17 protein-coding genes are annotated in these 19,442 nt (G+C 73.5%); 1 reads left to right on the top strand and 16 read right to left on the bottom strand.

The window, feature by feature from the left end; genetic code table 11:
• Positions 1-26 precede the first annotated feature (26 nt).
• From ABD948_RS16980 to ABD948_RS17050, 15 genes are all read right to left on the bottom strand, one after another.
• Positions 27-1,274 (bottom strand): ROK family protein, encoded by a 1,248-nt coding sequence (locus tag ABD948_RS16980; protein ID WP_345267989.1) that lies wholly within the window; start codon positions 1,272-1,274, stop codon positions 27-29.
• A gap of 96 nt (positions 1,275-1,370) precedes the next feature.
• Positions 1,371-2,639, bottom strand: a complete 1,269-nt coding sequence (locus ABD948_RS16985; RefSeq protein WP_345267991.1) for a sugar ABC transporter permease — start codon at positions 2,637-2,639, stop codon at positions 1,371-1,373.
• A gap of 9 nt (positions 2,640-2,648) precedes the next feature.
• Positions 2,649-3,473 carry an ATP-binding cassette domain-containing protein gene (locus tag ABD948_RS16990; protein ID WP_345267993.1) on the bottom strand — a complete coding sequence of 275 codons (825 nt, stop codon included), beginning with the start codon at positions 3,471-3,473 and terminating at the stop codon, positions 2,649-2,651.
• A 201-nt stretch (positions 3,474-3,674) separates the two neighbouring features.
• Positions 3,675-4,781, bottom strand: a complete 1,107-nt coding sequence (locus ABD948_RS16995) for a sugar ABC transporter substrate-binding protein (RefSeq protein ID WP_345267995.1) — start codon at positions 4,779-4,781, stop codon at positions 3,675-3,677.
• Positions 4,782-4,995: 214 nt separating this feature from the next.
• Entirely contained in the window at positions 4,996-7,632 is a 2,637-nt protein-coding gene (locus tag ABD948_RS17000) for a DEAD/DEAH box helicase (protein WP_345267997.1), read from the bottom strand.
• Entirely contained in the window at positions 7,626-8,150 is a 525-nt protein-coding gene (locus ABD948_RS17005; protein ID WP_345267999.1) for a DUF2314 domain-containing protein, read from the bottom strand. Before ABD948_RS17005 ends, ABD948_RS17000 begins: the two co-directional genes overlap by 7 nt.
• A 62-nt stretch (positions 8,151-8,212) precedes the next feature.
• A complete protein-coding gene (locus tag ABD948_RS17010; protein ID WP_345268000.1) occupies positions 8,213-9,193 on the bottom strand; it encodes a site-specific tyrosine recombinase XerD in 981 nt (326 codons plus the stop codon).
• Between the two features lie 14 nt (positions 9,194-9,207).
• Complete coding sequence (gene ald, locus ABD948_RS17015) at positions 9,208-10,323, bottom strand: alanine dehydrogenase (protein ID WP_345268002.1); 1,116 nt, start codon at positions 10,321-10,323, stop codon at positions 9,208-9,210.
• Positions 10,324-10,363: 40 nt separating this feature from the next.
• Entirely contained in the window at positions 10,364-10,951 is a 588-nt protein-coding gene (locus ABD948_RS17020) for an NUDIX domain-containing protein (protein WP_345268004.1), read from the bottom strand.
• Entirely contained in the window at positions 10,948-12,684 is a 1,737-nt protein-coding gene (gene pyrG, locus ABD948_RS17025; protein ID WP_345268006.1) for a CTP synthase, read from the bottom strand. The genes ABD948_RS17020 and pyrG overlap by 4 nt, the downstream gene beginning before the upstream one ends.
• A 114-nt stretch (positions 12,685-12,798) precedes the next feature.
• Positions 12,799-14,535 (bottom strand): DNA repair protein RecN, encoded by a 1,737-nt coding sequence (gene recN, locus ABD948_RS17030; protein ID WP_345268008.1) that lies wholly within the window; start codon positions 14,533-14,535, stop codon positions 12,799-12,801.
• Positions 14,532-15,524, bottom strand: a complete 993-nt coding sequence (locus ABD948_RS17035) for an NAD kinase (protein WP_345268010.1) — start codon at positions 15,522-15,524, stop codon at positions 14,532-14,534. Before ABD948_RS17035 ends, recN begins: the two co-directional genes overlap by 4 nt.
• Positions 15,521-16,360 (bottom strand): TlyA family RNA methyltransferase, encoded by an 840-nt coding sequence (locus ABD948_RS17040; RefSeq protein WP_345268012.1) that lies wholly within the window; start codon positions 16,358-16,360, stop codon positions 15,521-15,523. The genes ABD948_RS17035 and ABD948_RS17040 overlap by 4 nt, the downstream gene beginning before the upstream one ends.
• 17 nt (positions 16,361-16,377) lie before the next feature.
• The gene (locus tag ABD948_RS17045; protein WP_345268014.1) at positions 16,378-16,596 is read right to left on the bottom strand and encodes a hypothetical protein; all 219 of its coding nucleotides are present in this window, start codon (positions 16,594-16,596) and stop codon (positions 16,378-16,380) included.
• Positions 16,597-16,606: 10 nt separating this feature from the next.
• Positions 16,607-17,617 carry an HAD-IIA family hydrolase gene (locus ABD948_RS17050; RefSeq protein WP_345268015.1) on the bottom strand — a complete coding sequence of 337 codons (1,011 nt, stop codon included), beginning with the start codon at positions 17,615-17,617 and terminating at the stop codon, positions 16,607-16,609.
• 143 nt (positions 17,618-17,760) lie between these two features.
• Here ABD948_RS17050 and ABD948_RS17055 point away from each other — a divergent pair, with 143 nt between their 5' ends.
• Positions 17,761-18,882: a DUF1015 family protein gene (locus tag ABD948_RS17055; RefSeq protein ID WP_345268016.1), complete on the top strand. Its 1,122-nt coding sequence runs from the start codon at positions 17,761-17,763 to the stop codon at positions 18,880-18,882.
• Here the strand turns inward: ABD948_RS17055 and ABD948_RS17060 are convergent.
• Positions 18,857-19,267, bottom strand: a complete 411-nt coding sequence (locus tag ABD948_RS17060; protein WP_345268017.1) for a single-stranded DNA-binding protein — start codon at positions 19,265-19,267, stop codon at positions 18,857-18,859. The genes ABD948_RS17055 and ABD948_RS17060 overlap by 26 nt on opposite strands.
• Between the last annotated feature and the right edge of the window lie 175 nt (positions 19,268-19,442).

The following is a 19,442-nucleotide window of genomic DNA, read 5'->3' on the forward strand; positions in this document are numbered from 1 at the left end:
GCGCGTCGGCGCGGACCGTGCGCCTCCTACCCGACGAGGCGGGTGCGCACGTCGACGAGCGCCGCGCCGAGGGCGGCCTCGGGGTCGCGGAAGAGCGGCTCGAGAGCCACCTCGGCGGCGCCGAGCAGCACCGAGTCGCGGCCGAGACCGGGAGGTGCGACGCTGACGCCCTCCAGCGCCGCCGGCAGGGCGCGCGAGGCGAGGCCCTCCAGCACCTCCTCGCGGCACAGGGTGAGCACCGGGCCGAGGAAGCCGCCCAGCACCAGCAGCTGGGGGTTGAAGGCGTTGACCAGGTTGGCGAGCCCGCGCCCGAGGTCGCGGGCGATCGGACGCAGCGCCTCGGCGTGCCCCTCCAGGGTCGGCAGCACCTCCGCCAGCCGCGGCACCTGCGAGGCGGGCAGACCCAGCGCGGCGGCGATGGCCTCGCCGCCCACCTGCGTCTCCCAGCACCCACGGCTGCCGCAGTGGCACTCGCGTCCCTCCGGGTCGGCGTTGAGGTGGCCGACCTCGCCGGCGAACCCGGCAGCCCCCTCGAAGGGGTGTCCCCCGCTGAGGATGCCGGCGCCCACGCCCACGTTGCCCGAGAGGTAGATGACGTCGTCGACGCCGATCGCCGCGCCACGCCGGTGCTCGGCGAGCACGGCCAGGTCGGCGTCGTTGCCGAGCGCGAGCGGCATCGGTGTCTCGAGCCCGAGCGCGGCCAGCAGGATCTCGCCGAACGACACGTCGTGCCACCCCAGGTTGGGGGCGAGCCTCACGAGACCGTCGGCCCGGCGCACCAACCCGGGCACACCGATCCCGATGCCCACCAGCGGCGCCTTGGCGTCGGCGTCCTCGAGCACCTGCCGCACGAGGGTCGCCACCGCGGTGGCCACCTTCCAGGGCTCACGGGCCTCCCCGAACTCCAGGTGCACCCGTGCCGCGACCTCGCCCCCGAGGCCCACCCGCGCGACCTGCGCCGTCTCCACCCCGAGGTCGACGGCCAGCACGTAGGGCCCACCCTCGGCGAGCTGGACGCCGGCCGAGGGCCGGCCCGCCGCGGGCCGGGCACCCGTGCCGCGCTCGGTCGGCGTCTCGGAGGTCTCGCAGAGCCCGAGCGCCTCCAGCTCGCCCACGAGCGCGCCGATCGTGCTGCGGTTGAGACCCATCGTGGCCGTGAGCTCGGCGCGGGAGAGCCTCCCCGCACCGTGGACGTGCCGCAGCAGGGTGCCCAGGTTGTGCCGCCGCACGGCCTCCTGGTTCCGGCCCTGCCCGCTGCCTGGTCGGCTGACCATCGTTCACGTCCTTCGGTGGGGTGCGCGAGGTGCGCAGCGCTGCGGGCTCGGGCGGGCTCGGGTGGTCTCGGGTGGGCCGGACCGGGTGGAGACGGGCTAGATGCCGGCGGCGGAGCGACGACGACGCGAGATGGCGTCGACGCTGGCCGCGAGCAGGAGCACTGCTCCGGTGACCACGAAGTTGATCCAGCTGGCCTGGCTCAGCAGGCCCAGACCGTTGGCGATCACGGCGATCACGACGCCACCGATGACGGCGTTGATCGCCTTGCCGCGACCACCGAAGAGGCTGGTGCCACCGATGACGGCCGCGCCGACGGCGTAGAGCAGCACGTTGCCGCCACCGGAGCTCGGCGAGACCTTGCCGCTGTAGCTGGCCGCCATCACGCCGGCGAGCGCTGCCATCGAGGAGCAGATCATGAAGGCCGTGACCTTCATGCGGTTGACGTTGATGCCGGCGCGGCGGGCCGCCTCGGCGTTGCCGCCGACGGCGTACAGGTGCCGGCCCCAGGCCGTGCGACCGAGGACGAAGGTCCACAGCACCAGCAGCGCGACGATCACCGGCAGCACCCACGGGATGCCCTCGATCACGAAGTTGGGGCGGATGCTGCGGTTCTGGTTGAGCAGACCGGTGATCACCAGCACGACGGCGGCGAGAGCACCGATCTTGATCAGGACCAGCGCGAACGGCGGGCGGGACAGGTCGCGTGCCACCTGCACCCGGTACTGCCGCAGCGAGAGCAGCGCGAAGACGGCGACGATCACGATGGCACCGATCCACCCCATGAGCGGCGGGATGTTCTTGATCGCCAGGCCGCGCAGGACCTCGTCGCGCACCGGCACCGAGCCGCCCTCGCCGATCAGCTTGAGGATCACGCCCTGCAGGCCCAGGAAGAAGGCCAGCGTGACGACGAAGGACGGGATGCCCAGGTAGGCGACGAGGCAGCCCATCACGAAGCCGATGAGTGCCCCCACGGCGACGCCGACGAGGACGCCCACCCACCAGGGCTGACCGTGGTCGACGATGGCCAACGCGGTGAACGTCGCGCACACGCCACCGGTGACACCGGCGGAGAGGTCGATCTCGCCCAGCAGCAGCACGAAGACCAGGCCCATGGCGAGCAGGCAGATCGATCCGGCCTGGACCACGAGGTTGGCCTGGTTGAGCAGGCCGAGGAACTTGTCGTTGGCGAGGCCGAAGACGACGTAGAGGACCACGAGTCCCAGGAGCGCGGGCAGCGACCCCATCTCGCCGCCGCGCAGGCGGCCCACGTAGTCGGTGAAGGCGTCGCCCAGGTTGGACTGCTTGCGGGCGTCGCCGGCGAAGTCGGCGTCGGCGAGGCCCGAGGTCTTGTCGATGGTGCTCATGAGTCCTCCTCAGACCGTCGCGGTGGCGGGGTTCTCGGCGATGCCCAGGCTGCCGGAGCGGCCCGCGGTGATCAGCTCGACCACCTGGCTGTGGGTGACCTCGCGAGTGGGCACGTCGGCGGCCACCCGTCCGAGGTAGAGCGCGGTGATCCGGTCGGCCACCTCGAAGACGTCGGTCATGTTGTGCGAGATCAGGACGACGCCGAGCCCGCGGTCGGCCAGGCGGCGCACGAGGTCGAGCACCTGGCGCGTCTGGGCGACGCCGAGCGCGGCGGTGGGCTCGTCGAGCAGCACGATGCGGCTGTTCCACAGCACGGCCTTGGCGATCGCGACGGTCTGGCGCTGGCCGCCGGAGAGGCTGGCGACGCTCTGGCGCACCGACTTCACGGTGCGCACCGAGAGCGACCCGAGCGTGTCGCGGGCGCGGGCCTCCATCGTGGCCTCGTCGAGCGCGAGGCCGTTCTTCTCCTCACGCCCCAGGAACATGTTCTGGACGATGTCGAGGTTGTCGCACAGCGCGAGGTCCTGGTAGACCACCTCGACGCCGAGGGCGCCGACGTCGCGCGGCCCGTTGACGCTGACCGGCTTGCCCTCAAAGAGGTAGTCGCCGTCGTCGCGGCCGTAGATGCCGGCGATGACCTTGACCAGGGTGGACTTGCCGGCGCCGTTGTCGCCCACCAGGGCGGTGACCTGCCCGGGGTAGACCGCGAAGTCGACGTCGTGCAGCACGTGCACCACGCCGAAGCTCTTGTTGACCCCGCGCAGCTCGAGCAGGGGCTCGCCGGTCACGGGAGCGCTCCCCTCGGGCTCGCCGGTCAGGGGGTACTCGCTCATCGTCTGCTCTTCTCCGGTCCCGGCACGGGACCCGACGGTGCTCGGCACGCGCCGAGAGGTGGTTCGGTGGTCTGGATTGTTGTGCGACAGCACAAAACCAGGAGAAAAACCCCGCCCGGGCCGGGTGGCAACAACGGCCCGGGCGGGGTGCCTGGTGCCCGGTCCCGCGGGCGCGTCGCGCCCGCGGGACCGGGGTGGGGATCAGGAGATCCCGGCGTCCTCGCACAGCTGGGCGAACTCGCCCGTGCACACGTCGGCAGCGGACTGGCCGCCGTCGTCGATGACGTCGCCGACGTTCTCCGCGGTGATCGAGACCGGCTCGAGCAGGATCGAGGGGACGTCGCGGCCGCCCTCGGAGTCCTCCGTGGTGCCGTTGGTCTCGGCCTCGCCGCCGGTCGCCAGCGCGATCGCGGCCTCGGCGAGCGCGCCCGCCTCCTCGGTGGCGGACTTGTAGATCGTCATGCACTGGTCGCCGGCGAGGATGTTCTGCAGACCCTCGACCGTGGCGTCCTGGCCGGTGACGGGCACCTCGCCGTTGACGCCGTTCTTCTCCAGGATCGAGATGACCGCACCGGCGAGGCCGTCGTTGGCGGCGTAGACGCCCTGCACGTCACCGTCGGCCTGGGTGTAGAGCTGCTCGAAGATGGTGACCGCCTGGTCGGGGTCCCAGTCCGGCACGGCCTGCTCGCCCACCGCGGTGTAGGTGGAGATCTCGTCCAGCACGCTGTGGGCGCCGGCCGAGAAGAGCGTGGCGTTGTTGTCGGTGGGCGAGCCGTTGAGGTAGATCAGGTTCGCCTCGGTGTCGCCCAGGCAGTCGGCCAGACCCTGGCCCTGGAGCTCGCCGACCACGTTGTTGTCGAAGGAGACGTAGTACTCCGCCGAGCCGCCCAGCGTGAGCCGGTCGTAGTCGATGGTGGCGACGCCCTGGCTGGCGGCCTTCTCCTGGATCGCCGCGCCCGACTCGGAGTCGAGGTTGACGATGGCCAGCACGGTGACGCCGTCGGCCAGCATGCTGTCGGCGATCGTGGTCATGGTGTCGGCGCTGCCCTCGGCGTTCTGGATCGAGTACTCGACCCCCGCCTCGTCGAAGGCCGCCTCGAGGGCCGGCCGGTCGGCCGACTCCCAGCGCACCGAGGACTTGGTGTCGGGCAGGATGACGCCGATCTTGCCGGCCTCGCCACCCTCGGCGCCGCCGCCGCCCTCGCTGCTCTCGTTGCCCGAGCCGCCGTTGTCGTCACTGCCGCAGCCGGCCAGTGCCAGGGCCAGCCCCAGCGTCCCTGCCGCGACGATGCCCGTTGTCCGCTTCACGCGATCCGCCTCCTAGCGATCACACCGCAGCCGCATCCCCTCAGATGATCGGTCCGCGTTTGTTGCGAGCGACAACATATGAAGTGGTGGCCGTCACGTCTATAGCCCACGCGGGTCAATCTGCCGCCGTGACCGATTCGTGACCTGCGCCACGGCGCGCGCGCCCGTGCCGCCCCGTGCCGCCGTGCCCGCCGAGGGGTGCGCGTCGGTCCGGTCAGAGCCGGTGCATGGCCTCGACACGGACGACGGCCTCGCCGAGGTCGTCGGAGGCGTCGAGGTCGACCTCCGCGTCGATCACCCAGTCGTGGTGACCGGCTGGGTCGTCCAGCGTCTGGCGCACCCGCCACACCCGACGGGGGGACGCGTCGAGGTCGTCGGGGTCCTCGGCCGTGCCGGGGGTGACGTCGAAGAGCTCGGGGCCACGGGCGTCCCCGTGCGTGCCCACCGAGTCGTGCTCGGCGTAGTAGGCCTCGATCGCCTCGTCCCAGGCACTGCGCGTCATCTGCACCTCGCGCGGCGGGTCGAGCCGGTCGGCGTCGGCGCGCTCCATGGCCATCAGCCCGGTGAGGTCGTCGCGCGCCACCAGCTCGACGCGTCTCCAGAGCGCGTTGCGCACCATCGCGCGGAAGGGACGCTCCTGCTGGGTGAGCGGCCGAGCCGTCGGCGAGGGTCCACCGGCCGCGACGGTGCGTGCCACGGCCTCGGGGTCGGTCAGTGCCTCCCACTCGTCGAGCAGCGAGGAGTCGGTCTGGCGCACCACCTCGCCCAGCCACTCCACGAGGTCCTCGACCTCGGGTGGGCGGTGGGTGTCGGGCACCGTCTGGCGCAGGGTGCGGTAGGCGTCGGTGAGGTAGCGCAGCAGCAGGCCCTCGGATCGTGCCAGCCCGTAGCGGCTCACCACGTCGTTGAAGCCCATCCCCTGCTCCCACATCTCGCGCACCACCGACTTGGGCTCGAGTGCGTCGGCGGAGAGCCAGGGGTGGGTCTGCTGGTAGGTCTCGAACATCGCCTCCAGCAGCTCGGCCAGCGGCCGCGGCCAGGTGATCTCCTCGAGCAGCGCCATCCGCTCCTCGTACTCCACGCCGTCGGCCTTCATCTCGGCGATCGCCTCACCCCGTGCGGCGTGCTGCTGGGCCCACAGCACCTGGCGGGGCGGGTCGAGCACGGCCTCCACCACCGAGACGACGTCCAGCGGGTAGGTCTCGGCCTCCGGGTCGAGGGTGTCGAGCACCGCGAGCGCGAAGAGCGCGAGCGGCTGGTTGAGCGCGAAGTCCTCGGGCAGCTCGACGGTCAGCACGTAGCGGCGACCGAACGCGTCCGGCTCCTCGAGCCGGGTCGCGACGCCCGAGCGCACCAGCGCTCGCGCCAGTCGCAGCGCCCGGCGGGTGAGCCGCAGCTGCTCGCGCCGCGGTTCGTGGTTGTCCTGCAGCAGCCGCCGCAGCACGGGGACGGCGTCCTCCTCGCGGGCCGAGACGTTCACGAGCATCGCGTTGTCGACCTTCATCCGCGACACCAGCGGCTCGGGTACCCCTGCGACGAGCTTGTCGTAGGTCTGCTCGGTCCACACGACCGTGCCCGGTGGAGGCTTGCGCAGCTGCGGCTTGCTCTTGCGCTTGGCCTGCTTCTCCTCGCTCATGGCGGCGTTCTTGGCCGCGGACTTGGCCTTGGCCTTCTCGTTCTCGATGACGTGCTCGGGTGCCTGCACCACCACCGAGCCGGCGGTGTCGTAGCCGGCGCGCCCCGCGCGCCCCGCGATCTGCTGGAACTCGCGCACCCGCAGCACGCGCTGGCGCGAGCCGTCGAACTTGACCAGGCCGCTGAAGAGCACGGTGCGGATGGGCACGTTGATGCCGACACCCAGCGTGTCGGTGCCGCAGATGACCGTGAGCAAACCGGCCTGGGCCAGCTGCTCCACGAGGCGTCGGTAGCGCGGCAGCATGCCGGCGTGGTGGACACCGATGCCGCGACGCAGCAGCGAGCCGAGGGTCTTGCCGAAACCGGCGCCGAAGCGGAACCCGGCGAGTCGCTCCGCGATCGCGTCGCGCCGCTCGTCGGTGGGGCGGGTCCAGGCCGGCGCCTTGAGCAACGAGGTGGCGTGCTCGACGGCGTCCTTCTGCGTGAAGTGCACGACGTAGACCGGCGCCTGCCCGGTGGTGACGAGCTCCTCGAGGGTCTCCCCCAACGGCGTCATCGCCCAGGAGAACGTCAGCGGCACCGGACGCTCGGCCTGGTCGACGAGAGCCGTTTCTCGACCGTTTCTCCGGGTGAGGTCCTCGGCGATCTGGGTCGTGTCGCCGAGGGTGGCCGACATGAGCACGAACTGGGCGTGCGGCAGCTCCAGCAACGGCACCTGCCAGGCCCAGCCGCGCTGCGGGTCGGCGTAGTAGTGGAACTCGTCCATCACGACGAGCCCGACGTCGGCCCGCTCGCCCTCGCGCAGCGCGATGTTGGCGAGCACCTCGGCGGTGCAGCAGATCACGGGGGCGTCGGTGTTGACCGAGGCGTCACCGGTGAGCAGGCCGACGTCGTCGGCCCCGAAGACCCCGCACAGCTCGAAGAACTTCTCGCTCACCAGCGCCTTGATGGGCGCGGTGTAGTAGGCCACCCGGTCGGAGGCGAGCGCGGCCGCGCACGCACCCAGCGCGACCATCGACTTGCCCGAGCCGGTGGGCGTCGAGAGCACCACGTTGCTGCCGGCCAGCACCTCGATGATGGCCTCGTCCTGGTGGGGGTAGAGCTCGAGCCCGCGACCTGCCACCCACGCGGTGATCGCCTCGTAGACGTCGTCGGGCGAGGCACCCACACGCGGCACCCACGCCCCGGGGGCGCCGTTCTCCGCGGTGGTCACCATGGTGACCGGGCCCCCGGGAGGGGCAGGTCGACGAGGGCACCCGCCTCGTCACCGGGCCGCAGACGCACCAGTCCCGGCGGCGGGAAGACCAGGCCCCACGCGCGATCGTGCCGCCGACGCGCCAGCCTGCCGAGGTGCAGGCGCGACAGCTGGACGGTGAAGCCGCCGACCGCGACGCCGTCGAGGCCCAGGATCCAGTCCTCGACACGCGCGCGCGGCACGACCAGGCGCGAACCCGGGTCGACGCCGCGCCCGGCGGGCTCCACGGGACGGTTGAGCAGCACCCCCCGCACCACGTCCTCGCCCAGCTCGACCTCGCCCAGCCAGACGTGCTCGGTGCTCGTGCCGGGTCCCTCCCCCGTCGAGAGCGGCACCTTCACGGCGGCCTGCTGCCGGGTTCGAGCGCCCGACGGCTGGCCGAGCAGGTCCAGGTGGTCGCGAGCCGCGCGGCTGACCAGCGACAGCCAGGGGTCGTCCGCAGGCAGCTCCACCAGGCGCCGGCGAGCCGTGCGGACCATCGGGCACTCCTCCGGGACGGGGCTGGGGACGGTCACCGACCCTATCCGCGACCGGACGTCGGTCAGCGGGCGCGGGGGTGGGCGGTCGCGAACACCTCGCGCAGGCTGTCGACGGTGACCAGCGTGTAGACCTGCGTCGTCGTCACCGACGCGTGGCCCAGCAGCTCCTGCACCACCCGGACGTCGGCGCCGCCCTCGAGCAGGTGCGTGGCGAAGGAGTGCCGCAAGGTGTGGGGCGAGACGTCGCGCGTGACACCGGCGCGGTCGGCGGCCTTCTGCAGCACCGCCCACGCCGACTGCCGCGAGAGCCGGCCGCCGCGGGCGTTGAGGAACAGCGCTCCCGCCGTCCCCGGCCCCCGGGTCGTCGCGGCGGCCAGCTCCGGGCGGCCGCGCACCAGGTAGGCCTGCACCGCCTCGCGGGCGTAGCTGCCGATCGGCACCAGCCGCTCCTTGCTGCCCTTGCCGCGCAGCAGGACCGTCCCGACGTCCGAGGTGTCCTCGACAGACCCCCCGGGGCCCTCACCGAGCAGGTGCAGGTCGTCCACGTCGAGACCCACGGCCTCCGAGATCCGGGCCCCTGTGCCGTACAGCAGCTCCAGCAGGGCGCGGTCGCGCAGCGCCAACGCCGTGCCGGGCGCCCCGGCCGCCTCGAGCACGGCCTCCACGTCGGCGAGCGGCAGCGCCTTGGGCAGCCGCTTGGCCGGCGTCGGCGGCTTGACGGCGGCGGCCGGGTCGTGGGGAGCCAGTCCGTCGGCGACGGCGAAGCGGTGGAAGCCGCGCACCGCCACGACCGTGCGGGCCGCCGAGGTCGCACTCAACGGCGGGTGCTCGGCGTCACCCTCGCGCAGCCACACCAGGAACGCCGCGACCGTCGCCTCCGTGACCTCGGCGAGGTCGGTGACGCCGGCCGCGCGCAGGTGCGCCCGGTAGCGGCGCAGGTCGCGGCGGTAGGAGCTGAGCGTGTTGGCGGCCAGCCCCTTCTCGACGCCGAGGTGGTCCAGGTAGGTGCGCAGCGCCCTGTCGAGCGGGTCGACCTGGTCCACGGAGGCAGGAGCGTTCAGCCGAGCACCTCGTCGAGCGCGACGGACTCGATGCCGACGGCCTCGCCGACGGGCCTGTTGGTCAGCCGACCGGCGTGGGTGTTCAGCCCGAGCGCGAGGCTCGGGTCCGACCGGCAGGCGCCCCGCCAGCCGCGGTCGGCGAGCGCGACGGTGTAGGGCAGCGTGGCGTTGGTGAGTGCGTAGGTGGAGGTGTTCGGCACGGCACCGGGCATGTTGGCGACGCAGTAGAACACCGAGTCGTGCACCGGGTAGGTGGGGTCGGCGTGCGTGGTGGGGCGGGTGTCCTCGAAGCAGCCCCCCTGGTCGACGGCGATGTCGACCAGCACCGAGCCGGGCTTCATCCGCGAGACCAGCTCGTTGCTCACCAGCTTGGGCGCCGCGGCCCCGGGGATCAGGACGGCGCCGATCACCATGTCGGCGGCGGTGACCTGCTGCTCGATCGCCAGCCGCGAGCTGGCCAGGCCTTGCACACGGTTGTCGTAGCGCCAGAACGACATCCGCAGCTTGTCGAGGTCGGTGTCGAGCAGCGTCACGTCGGCGCCCATGCCGAGGGCGATGTTCGCGGCGTTCTGGCCGCTGACGCCGGCGCCGATGATGACCACCTTGGCGTTGGCGACACCACCGACGCCACCCATCAGCACGCCGCGTCCGCCCTGGGCCTTCAGCAGCGCGTGCGCCCCCACCTGCGGTGCCAGGCACCCCGCCACCTCGGACATCGGGTACAGCAGCGGCAGCGCGCCCGAGGGCAGCTGCACGGTCTCGTAGGCGATCGCGGTGACCTTGCGGGCGAGCAGCTCCTCGGTGAGCGGCTTGTCGGCGGCCAGGTGCAGGTAGGTGAAGAGCGTGAGGTCCTCCCGCATCCGGTGGTACTCCTCGGCCACGGGCTCCTTGACCTTGAGCACCATCTCGGCGTCGCCCCACGCGGTGTCGGCGTCCGGGACGATGCGCGCACCCTCGGCCTCGTACTCCTCGTCGAGGATGCCCGAGCCGAGGCCGGCACCGGTCTGCACGTGCACCTCGTGGCCGTGGGCCACCAGCTCGTGCACACCCACCGGGGTGATCGCCACCCGGTACTCGTGGTTCTTGACTTCCTTCGGGACGCCGATCCTCATGCCGGCGACCCTACCGCCAGCGCGGCACACCCGGCAGGGCTCAGGGTCGCAGCAGGCCGCGTGCCGCCGCCAGCAGCACGGCGGCCACCACCGGCGAGTCGCGCACCTCGCCGGCCAGCACTGCCGCGTGCAGCTCGGCGAACGGGACCCAGGCCACGGTCATGTCGGCCTCCTCGTGCGCCAGCTCGAAGTCACCCCGGTCGGCGTGGCTCAGCCCGCGGGCCAGGAACAGGTGCTGCACCTCGTCGGTGACGCCGGGCGAGGGGCTCAAGCGGGTCAGCGGCGTCCACGTGGTGGCCTCGAGCTGCGCCTCCTCGCGCAGCTCGCGGCGTGCGACCTCGAGGGGGCTCTCGTCGGGCCCTCCGTCCAGCAGGCCGGCCGGGATCTCCACGAAGCGCGCCCCCGCCGCGTGTCGGTACTGCCACAGGCAGAGCACCCGCTCCTGGTCGTCGGCGGCCAGCACGACGGCGGCGCCGGGGTGCTCGATGGCGACGCGGCGTGCCGTGGTGCCCTGCGGTGTGGTCACCCGGTCGGCGCGGACCCGCACCACCCAGGCGTCGTCGTGGAGCACCTCGGTGGACTCGACGGGCCACCGCTCCTCGGTGTCGCGCAGCGGCGGGTGGGTCACCGGACGACGTCCGGGGCCTCGGACGAGGCGAGCCGCGCCTCGACAGGAGCCTCGACGGGATCGGCGCGGCGCAGACCCGACTCGTCGATCGGGAAGCGCAGCTCGCGCTGACGGTCGATCGCCGCGCCCACCAGGCCGGCGAAGAGAGGGTGCGGGCGCGTGGGTCGCGAGCGCAGCTCCGGGTGCGCCTGGGTGGAGATGTAGTAGGGGTGCACCTCGCGCGGCAGCTCCACGAACTCCACCAGGCCCAGGTCGGCGTTCGTGCCCGAGAAGACCAGACCCGCCTCGGCGAGCTGGTCGCGGTAGGCGTTGTTGACCTCGTAGCGGTGCCGGTGCCGCTCCTGGATCCGCGCCTCGCCGTAGAGCTCGCGCGCCAGGGTGCCGTCACCGAGGTCGGCAGGGTAGAGCCCCAACCGCATGGTGCCGCCGAGGTCGCCCTCGCCGTCGACGATGGACTTCTGCTCCTCCATCGTGGCGATCACCGGCTCCGCGCACTGCGGGTCGAACTCCGTGGAGGCCGCCTGGGCGAGCCCGGCAACCGAGCGCGCGTACTCGATGACCATGCACTGCAGCCCCAGGCACAGGCCGAGCGTGGGGATGCCGTGGGTGCGCGTGTAGGTCAGCGCCCCCAGCTTGCCCTCGATGCCCCGGATGCCGAAGCCCCCCGGCACGCAGACGGCGTCGACGTCGTGCAGGTGGCGTGCGGCCCCCTGCGGCGTCTCGCACTCGTCGGAGGGCACCCAGCGCAGGTGCACCTTGGCCTCGTGCGCGAAGCCGCCGGCGCGCAGCGCCTCAGCCACCGAGAGGTAGGCGTCGGGCAGGTCGATGTACTTGCCCACGAGTGCGACGGTGACCTCCTCGCGAGGGTGGTGCACACGGCGCAGCAGGTCGTCCCACACCGTCCAGTCGACGTCGCGGAACGGGAGGTCGAGGCGGCGCACGAGGTAGGCGTCGAGGCCCTCGCGGTGCAGCACCTTGGGGATGTCGTAGATCGACGGCGCGTCGGCCGCGGTCACCACGGCCTCCTGGTCGACGTCGCACATCAGCGAGATCTTCTTCTTGATCGAATCCGGCAGCTCGCGGTCCGCGCGGCACACCACGGCATCCGGCTGGATGCCCACCTGGCGCAGCGCCGCCACCGAGTGCTGGGTCGGCTTGGTCTTCAGCTCGCCCGAGGGCCCGATGAACGGCACCAGCGAGACGTGCAGGAAGAAGACGTTCTCACGGCCGATGTCGTGGCGGGTCTGGCGGGCGGCCTCCAGGAAGGGCAGCGACTCGATGTCGCCGACCGTGCCGCCGACCTCGGTGATGACGACGTCGACGTCGTCGCCGCCCATGGCGAGGATCCGCTCCTTGATCTCGTTGGTGATGTGCGGGATCACCTGGACGGTGTCGCCGAGGTAGTCACCGCGCCGCTCCTTGGCGATCACGCTGGAGTACACCTGGCCCGTGGTCACGTTGGCGATCTGGCTGAGCTCGGTGTCGAGGAACCGCTCGTAGTGCCCGATGTCGAGGTCGGTCTCGGCGCCGTCGTCGGTGACGAACACCTCGCCGTGCTGGAAGGGGTTCATCGTCCCGGGATCGACGTTGAGGTACGGGTCCAGCTTCTGCATGGTCACCCGCAGCCCGCGCGATCGCAGCAGGCGACCGAGGCTGGACGCCGTGAGCCCCTTGCCGAGCGAGGAGGCGACGCCTCCGGTGACGAACACGTGCTTGGTGGCTTGGGCTCTCACGGGACTCCATCCTAGGGCACGTCTGCCCCACCGGCGCGGATGCCGGTGCCGCGCATCCGGGTGCGACGACGTGCCCTGGCCCAGGTGCGCCAGGATCCGTGCGTCAGGCTCGCATCACGCCAGGGCGCGCGCCGGGCCGGCGACCTCGAGCAGCTCGCGTGCGTGGGCGAGGCCGGTGTCGCTCTCGCTCTGACCGGCCAGCATCCGGGAGAGCTCGCGCTCGCGCGCCTCGTCGTCGAGGACCGTGAGGCCGGAGCTGGTGATGGTGCCGTCGTGGGACTTCTCGACGAGCACGTGCCGGTCGGCGAAGGCCGCCACCTGGGGCAGGTGGGTGACCACGAGCACCTGCGCGCGGTGCGCCAGCGCGGCCAGCCGTCGGCCGATCTCGACGGCGGCGGCACCGCCGACGCCGGCGTCGACCTCGTCGAAGACGAAGGTGGGAACCGAGCCCGTGGCGGCCAGCGACACCTCCACGGCCAGCATCACCCGGGAGAGCTCACCACCCGAGGCGCCCTTGTGCAGCGCGCGCGGCTCCAGGCCGCTGTTGGCGGCCAGCAGGAACTCCACCTCGTCGACGCCCGAGGAGCCGAAGCGCAGTGCCCGGCCCTCCACGGGCAGCCCGGCGGGCTCCGCCATCTCGGTCTGGCGCACCTCGATCCTCACCCGGGCGTGGGGCATCGCCAGGTGCGCCAGCTCCTCGGTGACCTGCCCCGCGAGCCGCGTGGCGGCCTCGACCCGCGCGGCCGAGAGGCGGCCCGCCAGGTCACCGAGCCGGGCGCGCAGCTCCCCCCGCTGCGCGCGCAGTGCCTCGACGCGCTCGTCGTCGCCGTCGAGCTCGAGCAGGCGGGTGGCCGCGGTGGTCGACCAGGCCAGCACCTCCTCCAGCGTGTCGCCGTACTTGCGGGTGAGCGCGGTCAGGGCGGCACGGCGCTCCGAGACCGCGGCCAGCCGCTGGGGATCGACCTCGACCCGGCTCGCGTAGGAGGCGACGTCGGCGGCGACGTCGGAGAGCAGGTAGGTCAGCTCGACCACCCGGTCGGCCAGCGCCGCGGCCTCAGGATCGTGCTCGCGGACGCCGTCGAGCGCGCCGCGGGCAGCCGCGACCGCCCCGAGGGCGTCGGGCGACCCGACCTCGCTGCTGAGGGCTTCGCGCGCCTGCTCCGCCGCGGTCCGCAGGGTGTCGGCGTGACCCAGGCGGCCCTCCTCGGCAGCGAGGTCGTCGTCCTCGCCCGGCTGCGGGGCCACCGCCTCGACCTCGCCGAGCCCGAAGCGCAGCAGGTCGGCCTCGCGGGCCCGGTCGCGCGCGTGCGTGGTGACCTCGCGCAGCTCGCGCTCGAGCGCCTGGAGGGCGGTGTGCTCGGCACGGTACTGGGCCAGCAGGACGGCCAGCTCCTCGCCGGCGAACCGGTCGAGCGCGTCGCGCTGGGCGCGCGGCTGCAGGAGCCGGTGCTGGTCGGACTGGCCGTGCACGGCCACCAGCGGGTTGCTGACCTCGGCCAGGCGGGCCACGGGCACCGACGCCCCACCCACGAACGCGCGCGAGCGTCCCTCGGCCGCCACGGTGCGCGCCAGCAGGACGCGGTCGTCCTCCACCTCGCCCCCGACCTCGGCGACCGCCTCGGCCACGGCGGGCAGCCCGCTGATGCGCACCACTCCCTCGACGCGCGCCTGCCGCGAGCCCGAGCGCACAGCGCCGGAGTCGGCGCGCCCTCCGAGCAGCAGGCCGAGCGCGGTGACGACCATGGTCTTGCCGGCGCCGGTCTCGCCGGTGATCGCGGTCAGCCCCGGCCCGAGCTCGAGCACGGAGGAGTCGATGACGCCTAGGGAGCCGATCCGGATCTCCTCGATCACCGGACCGCTCCCCCGGTGCTGCCGGCGATCCCCGGACGGCGGCGCTCGGCGGCGCCGCGCCAGCCCTCGACCGGCAGCCCGAACTTGGCCACGAGGCGGTCGGTGAAGGGTGCCTGGTGCAGGCGCGCCAGGCGGACCGGGTGCTCCCCCCGGCGCACCTCGATGCGCGCGCCCGCAGGCAGGTCCACCATCCGCCGGCCGTCGCACCACAGGACGCCGGTGCCGTCGGTGCGGGCCAGCACCTCGACGGCGACCACCGAGGTGGGTGCGACCACCAGCGGCCGGGCGAACAGCGCGTGGGCGCTGAGCGGGACGACGCACAGCGCCTCGACCTGCGGCCACACGACCGGACCGCCGGCGCTGAAGTTGTAGGCCGTGGAGCCCGTCGGCGTGGCGATGACGACGCCGTCGCACCCCCAGCGCGAGAGCGGGCGGTCGTCGATCTCGAGGACGACCTCGATCATCCGCTCCCGCGAGGCCTTCTCGATGCTGGCCTCGTTGACCGCGAACGTGCTGGCCACCTGGGCGCCGTCGTGGACCACCCGCACGTCGAGGGCCAGTCGGTCCTCGACGGTGTAGCGGCGGTGCACGAGCGCCTCGATGGTCGAGGCGACGTCGTCGGTCTCGGCCTCGGCGAGGAAGCCGACGTGCCCCAGGTTGACCCCGATGATCGGGGTGCCGCTGCCCTGGGTGATCTCGGCGGCGCGCAGGATGCTGCCGTCGCCGCCGATCACGAGCGTGATCTCGCACCCGACGCCGGCGCCGGCCTCCTCGCCGCCGGGGTCGAGGACCTCCAGGGCGGGGTCCTGCCCCGGTGCCAGGCCGAGGTCCGCGGCCTCGTGCGCCAGCAGCCGCACCACCAAGTCGTGACCGGTGAGGGCCTTGATGACCTCCAGGGCCACCTCGCGCGCCTCGGCCCGGCCGGTGTGGGTGAGCACGAGCACGCGACGTGGTGTCGCGGGGTCGGCCGGGGGCGGGGAGGTGGTCACGGGTCCACCATCTCACCCGCCGCCGACGGTCCCGGACCGGCCCGCACGACCTCACGGACCTGCTCGTCGTCGACCAGAGCGGGTCCCTGGCGCAGCCACACGAAGAACTCGACGTTCCCCGAGGGCCCCGGCAGCGGGCTCGGTGCGACCTGCTGGACGCCCCACCCCCGCCGCTGGGCGGCAGCGGCCACCTCGAGCACGGCCTCCGCGCGCACCTCGGGGTCACGCACGACGCCCCCCTTGCCCACCCGCTCCTTGCCCACCTCGAACTGGGGCTTGACCATCAGTGCCAGGTCTCCCCCGGGGGCGGTGACGCCGAGCAGCGCGTCGAGCACCAGCACCAGCGAGATGAAGGACAGGTCGCCCACGACCACCTCGACCGGCCCGCCGACCTGCTCGGCGGTCAGCTCGCGCACGTTGCACCTGTCGTGGACCCGGACCCGATCGTCCGAGCGCAGCTTCCAGGCCAGCTGTCCGTACCCGACGTCGACCGCGACCACCTCGGCGGCTCCCCGGCGCAGCAGGACGTCGGTGAACCCGCCCGTCGAGGCGCCGGCGTCGAGGCAGCGGCGACCCTCCACCGAGAGCCCGGCCGGCTCGAACGCGTCCAGGGCGCCGGCCAGCTTGTGCCCACCGCGGGAGACGTAGTCGGGTCGGCCCGGCTCCTCACGGACGACGATCGCGGCGTCCGTGGTGACCCCGGTCGCCGGCTTGGTGGCGCGGGCGCCGGCGACGCTGACACGCCCCGCCGCGACCAGCTCCACGGCGTGCTCGCGCGAGCGCGCCAACCCACGGCGCACGAGCTCGGCGTCCAGGCGCAGGCGGCGCACCGCCATGGGGTCCCCTCCCCCGCTCAGGCGGAGCCGGCGTCGTCGAGGGCCTGGCGCAACCGGTCGTGCGCCGCCTCGAAGGCCGCGGGATGCTCCTCCAACGGCCTCTCCTGCACCTGCGCGAGGTCGGCCAGGACGTCGTCGACCGACGCCACGCCGGTCGCCTCGACGTCGGTGGGCCGGGGTGCCTGCTCGCGAGCCGCGGACGGGTCGCCGGCGGGGTCTGCGGGCTGCTCGCTCATGGGGCCGAGGCTACCCGGGCGCACCGGCGGCGCGCGGTTGCGGCGGGTCGAGGTGGACGGTGTCCGGGACGGCTCCGCCGTCGTCGCGATGGCGCCAGGCGGCCGAGGCGACGACGCGCCACCAGTCGTCGGCGCCACCACCGCCCTCGACGACGAGCCGCTCGCCGTCCACGCGCGCCCGCCACCCGCCACTGGCGCCGTCCACGACCCGGGGATGCTCCTCGAGCAGGCCGCCGAGGTCGGCCGCCAGGTGGGTGGGGCGCTCGGCGGGCTCGGCGGCCACCAGCTCGGCCACCCCGGTCACGCCGGTCATCACCAGCAGGGTCGGGACGCCGACCGCGGCGCCCCCGGCGATGTCGGTGTCGAGGCGGTCCCCCACCATCAGCGGGCGGGTCGCGCCCGCGCGCTCGATCGTCTCCTCGAGCAGCGGCGGCGCAGGCTTGCCCGCGACCTCGGGGTCACGGCCGGCGAAGCGCTGGATCGTCTCGACGAGGACGCCGTGGCCGGGTGCTGTGCCGTAGGGCGTGGGGATGCTCCCGTCGGTGTTGCTGGCCACCCAGGGCAGACCGTCGCGCACCCGCACGGCCGCCCGCATGACCTCGCGCCAGAGCACCTCGGGCCCGTAGCCGGTCACCAGCGCCACCGCGTCGTCGTCGTCGACGCCGACGGGCTCCAGACCGGCCGACCGCACCTCCTCCTCGAGTGCGGGCGCGCCGAGCACCGCCACCGGCGAGCCGGCGGCGAACCGGCGATGCAGCAGCCGCGCGGCTGCCTGCGCCGAGGTGACGACATCCTCGGGTGCGGCCTGGACCCCCAGCCGCGTGAGGTGGTCGGCGACCACCGCGGGCGGTCGCGAGGCGTTGTTGGTGACGAAGGCGCACCGCACCCCGCTCCCTCGCACGCGGGCGAGGTGCTCGGGAGCACCCGGCACGGCGTCGCCGCCGACGTACACGACGCCGTCGAGGTCGAGCATCACCAGGTCGTGCCGGTCGCAGAGCGGGCCGTCGGTGGGATCGAGCACGTGCCCTCCTGGGCGCGGGGACGGGACGCGTGGAAGCCTACGAGACGCCGGCAGGGCTCGTGTCGGCGCCAGCAGGGGCCGCAGGTGGCCGGCGGGGACCGGCGGGGACCGGCCGCGACGAGAGGCCTCCCTAGACTGCCCGGATGGACTCCGGATCGGTGGTGACACCGCCCTACACGGCGGGTCCCCTGACCCTGGAGCCGTTCCGGGCCCTCACCCTGGCGCCGCACCGGATCGGCGACCCCGCCTCGGCACGCACGTTCGCGCGCCCCTACCGCGAGGTCCCTGCGCGGCTGGCCCGCTGGGAGGCCCAGCGTCAGCTGCGCCGGGAGCCGGAGCCCGCCGTCTACCTGCACGAGTACACCGCCGGTGGCATCACGGTGCGCGGGCTCGTGGGACTCGTGGACCTCACGCGTCGCGCCGGACGCCTGGAGGAGCGGGCGATCTTCCCCCACGAGGGCATCTACCCCGACCAGGCCGACGACCTCGCGGCGCGGCTGGAGCTGATGCGGATCAACCCCGCCCCGATCCTGCTGGTCCACCGTGCCGAGGACGACCTCCGGAGCCTGGTGCAGCAGGTGGCCGCGGGCCGTCCCGCCCACCGGTACCGCGACCGCGGCGGTCAGCAGCACCGGGTGTGGACGGTCACCGATCCCGGCACCCTGGCGGCACTCCGGTCGGGGTTGGCCACCGCTCGCGCGCTGATCGCCGACGGACACCACCGCTACGCCGCCTACCTGCGGCTGCAGCAGCGCGACCCCGGTGGGCCCTGCGACCGCGGTCTGGCGATGCTGGTCGACCACGGCGACACCCCCCTGTTCCTGGGGGCGATCCACCGGGTACTGAGCGGGTCCTCCCTCGACGACGTGGAGACGGCTGCCCGATCCCTCGGCCTGCCCGTCACCGTGCTGGCCGAGCAGCAGGCCATCGCGGCGCTCGCCCCCCGTCGGCTGGTGGCCACGGACACCGACCGCTGGATGGTCCTGGGGCTGCCCGACGACGACGCCGCCGCCGTGGAGGTGCTGCACCACCGGTTGGTACCGGCGCTGCCCCACGGGCCCCGGCGCACCACCTACCACCACAGCGTGACGCAGGCACTGGCGCACACCGGGCCGGACCTCGGGACCGCCGTGCTGCTGCCGGCACCCGACGTCGACCACGTGCTGAGGATCGTGGCCGAGGACCGGTTGCTCCCGGAGAAGGCGACCTCCTTCCAGCCGAAGCCGAGCCTGGGCACCTTCATCCGCCCGTGGGACGACGGATGAGCCGCGCGCGGACCACCTCGACCTCCACGCGCGACACCGGGCCGCCACCGGCGCGGTAGAACCGACGCCGTAGCCGCCCGCTCACCTCCACGAGATCGCCCTCCCGCCACGACCCCACGCTGCGTCGTGCCCGGGCCGACCAGGCGGCGCAGTCCAGCGCGTCGACCGTGACCGGACGTCGTCCTGCGGCACGCGCCGTGGCGGACTCCGCCGTGGTGGGCGCCGGTCGGCGCACCACCACCCGACACGTCCAGACCACGTCACCGCTGGGCAGCTCGCGCTGCTCGGGCGGCGCGCTCACCCGGCCCCGCAGCAGCACCTCGTTGGTCTGCTCATCGCTCTCCTCGTGCACGTCCCCCGCCGACGCGGGTCGTCCAGCACTCATCCGCCTCACCTCCGCCGACCAGCGTGGTCAAGAACTCCCCTCGCCACGAGCGACGGGCGGACAGCTGTGGAACTCACCTCCGCACGGGCCCCCTGTGGACGACACCTGGGTCGTGGCGGGAAGGAGAGGAGCGAAATGCAAACAGGGCGACCCCCGAAGGGATCGCCCTGTTCAC

This window comes from Nocardioides nanhaiensis (genome assembly GCF_039542785.1).
GTDB classification, from domain to species: domain Bacteria; phylum Actinomycetota; class Actinomycetes; order Propionibacteriales; family Nocardioidaceae; genus Nocardioides; species Nocardioides nanhaiensis.

Coding starts and splice junctions, on each gene's coding strand:
- ABD948_RS17060 (WP_345268017.1), bottom strand. CDS start 19,267: ATGAGTGCTGGACGACCCGCGTCGGCGGGGGACGTGCACGAGGAGAGC.
- ABD948_RS17005 (WP_345267999.1), bottom strand. CDS start 8,150: ATGGTCCGCACGGCTCGCCGGCGCCTGGTGGAGCTGCCTGCGGACGAC.
- ABD948_RS16980 (WP_345267989.1), bottom strand. CDS start 1,274: ATGGTCAGCCGACCAGGCAGCGGGCAGGGCCGGAACCAGGAGGCCGTG.
- ABD948_RS17045 (WP_345268014.1), bottom strand. CDS start 16,596: ATGAGCGAGCAGCCCGCAGACCCCGCCGGCGACCCGTCCGCGGCTCGC.
- ABD948_RS17000 (WP_345267997.1), bottom strand. CDS start 7,632: ATGGTGACCACCGCGGAGAACGGCGCCCCCGGGGCGTGGGTGCCGCGT.
- ABD948_RS17055 (WP_345268016.1), top strand. CDS start 17,761: ATGGACTCCGGATCGGTGGTGACACCGCCCTACACGGCGGGTCCCCTG.
- ABD948_RS17040 (WP_345268012.1), bottom strand. CDS start 16,360: ATGGCGGTGCGCCGCCTGCGCCTGGACGCCGAGCTCGTGCGCCGTGGG.
- ABD948_RS16985 (WP_345267991.1), bottom strand. CDS start 2,639: ATGAGCACCATCGACAAGACCTCGGGCCTCGCCGACGCCGACTTCGCC.
- ald (WP_345268002.1), bottom strand. CDS start 10,323: ATGAGGATCGGCGTCCCGAAGGAAGTCAAGAACCACGAGTACCGGGTG.
- ABD948_RS16990 (WP_345267993.1), bottom strand. CDS start 3,473: ATGAGCGAGTACCCCCTGACCGGCGAGCCCGAGGGGAGCGCTCCCGTG.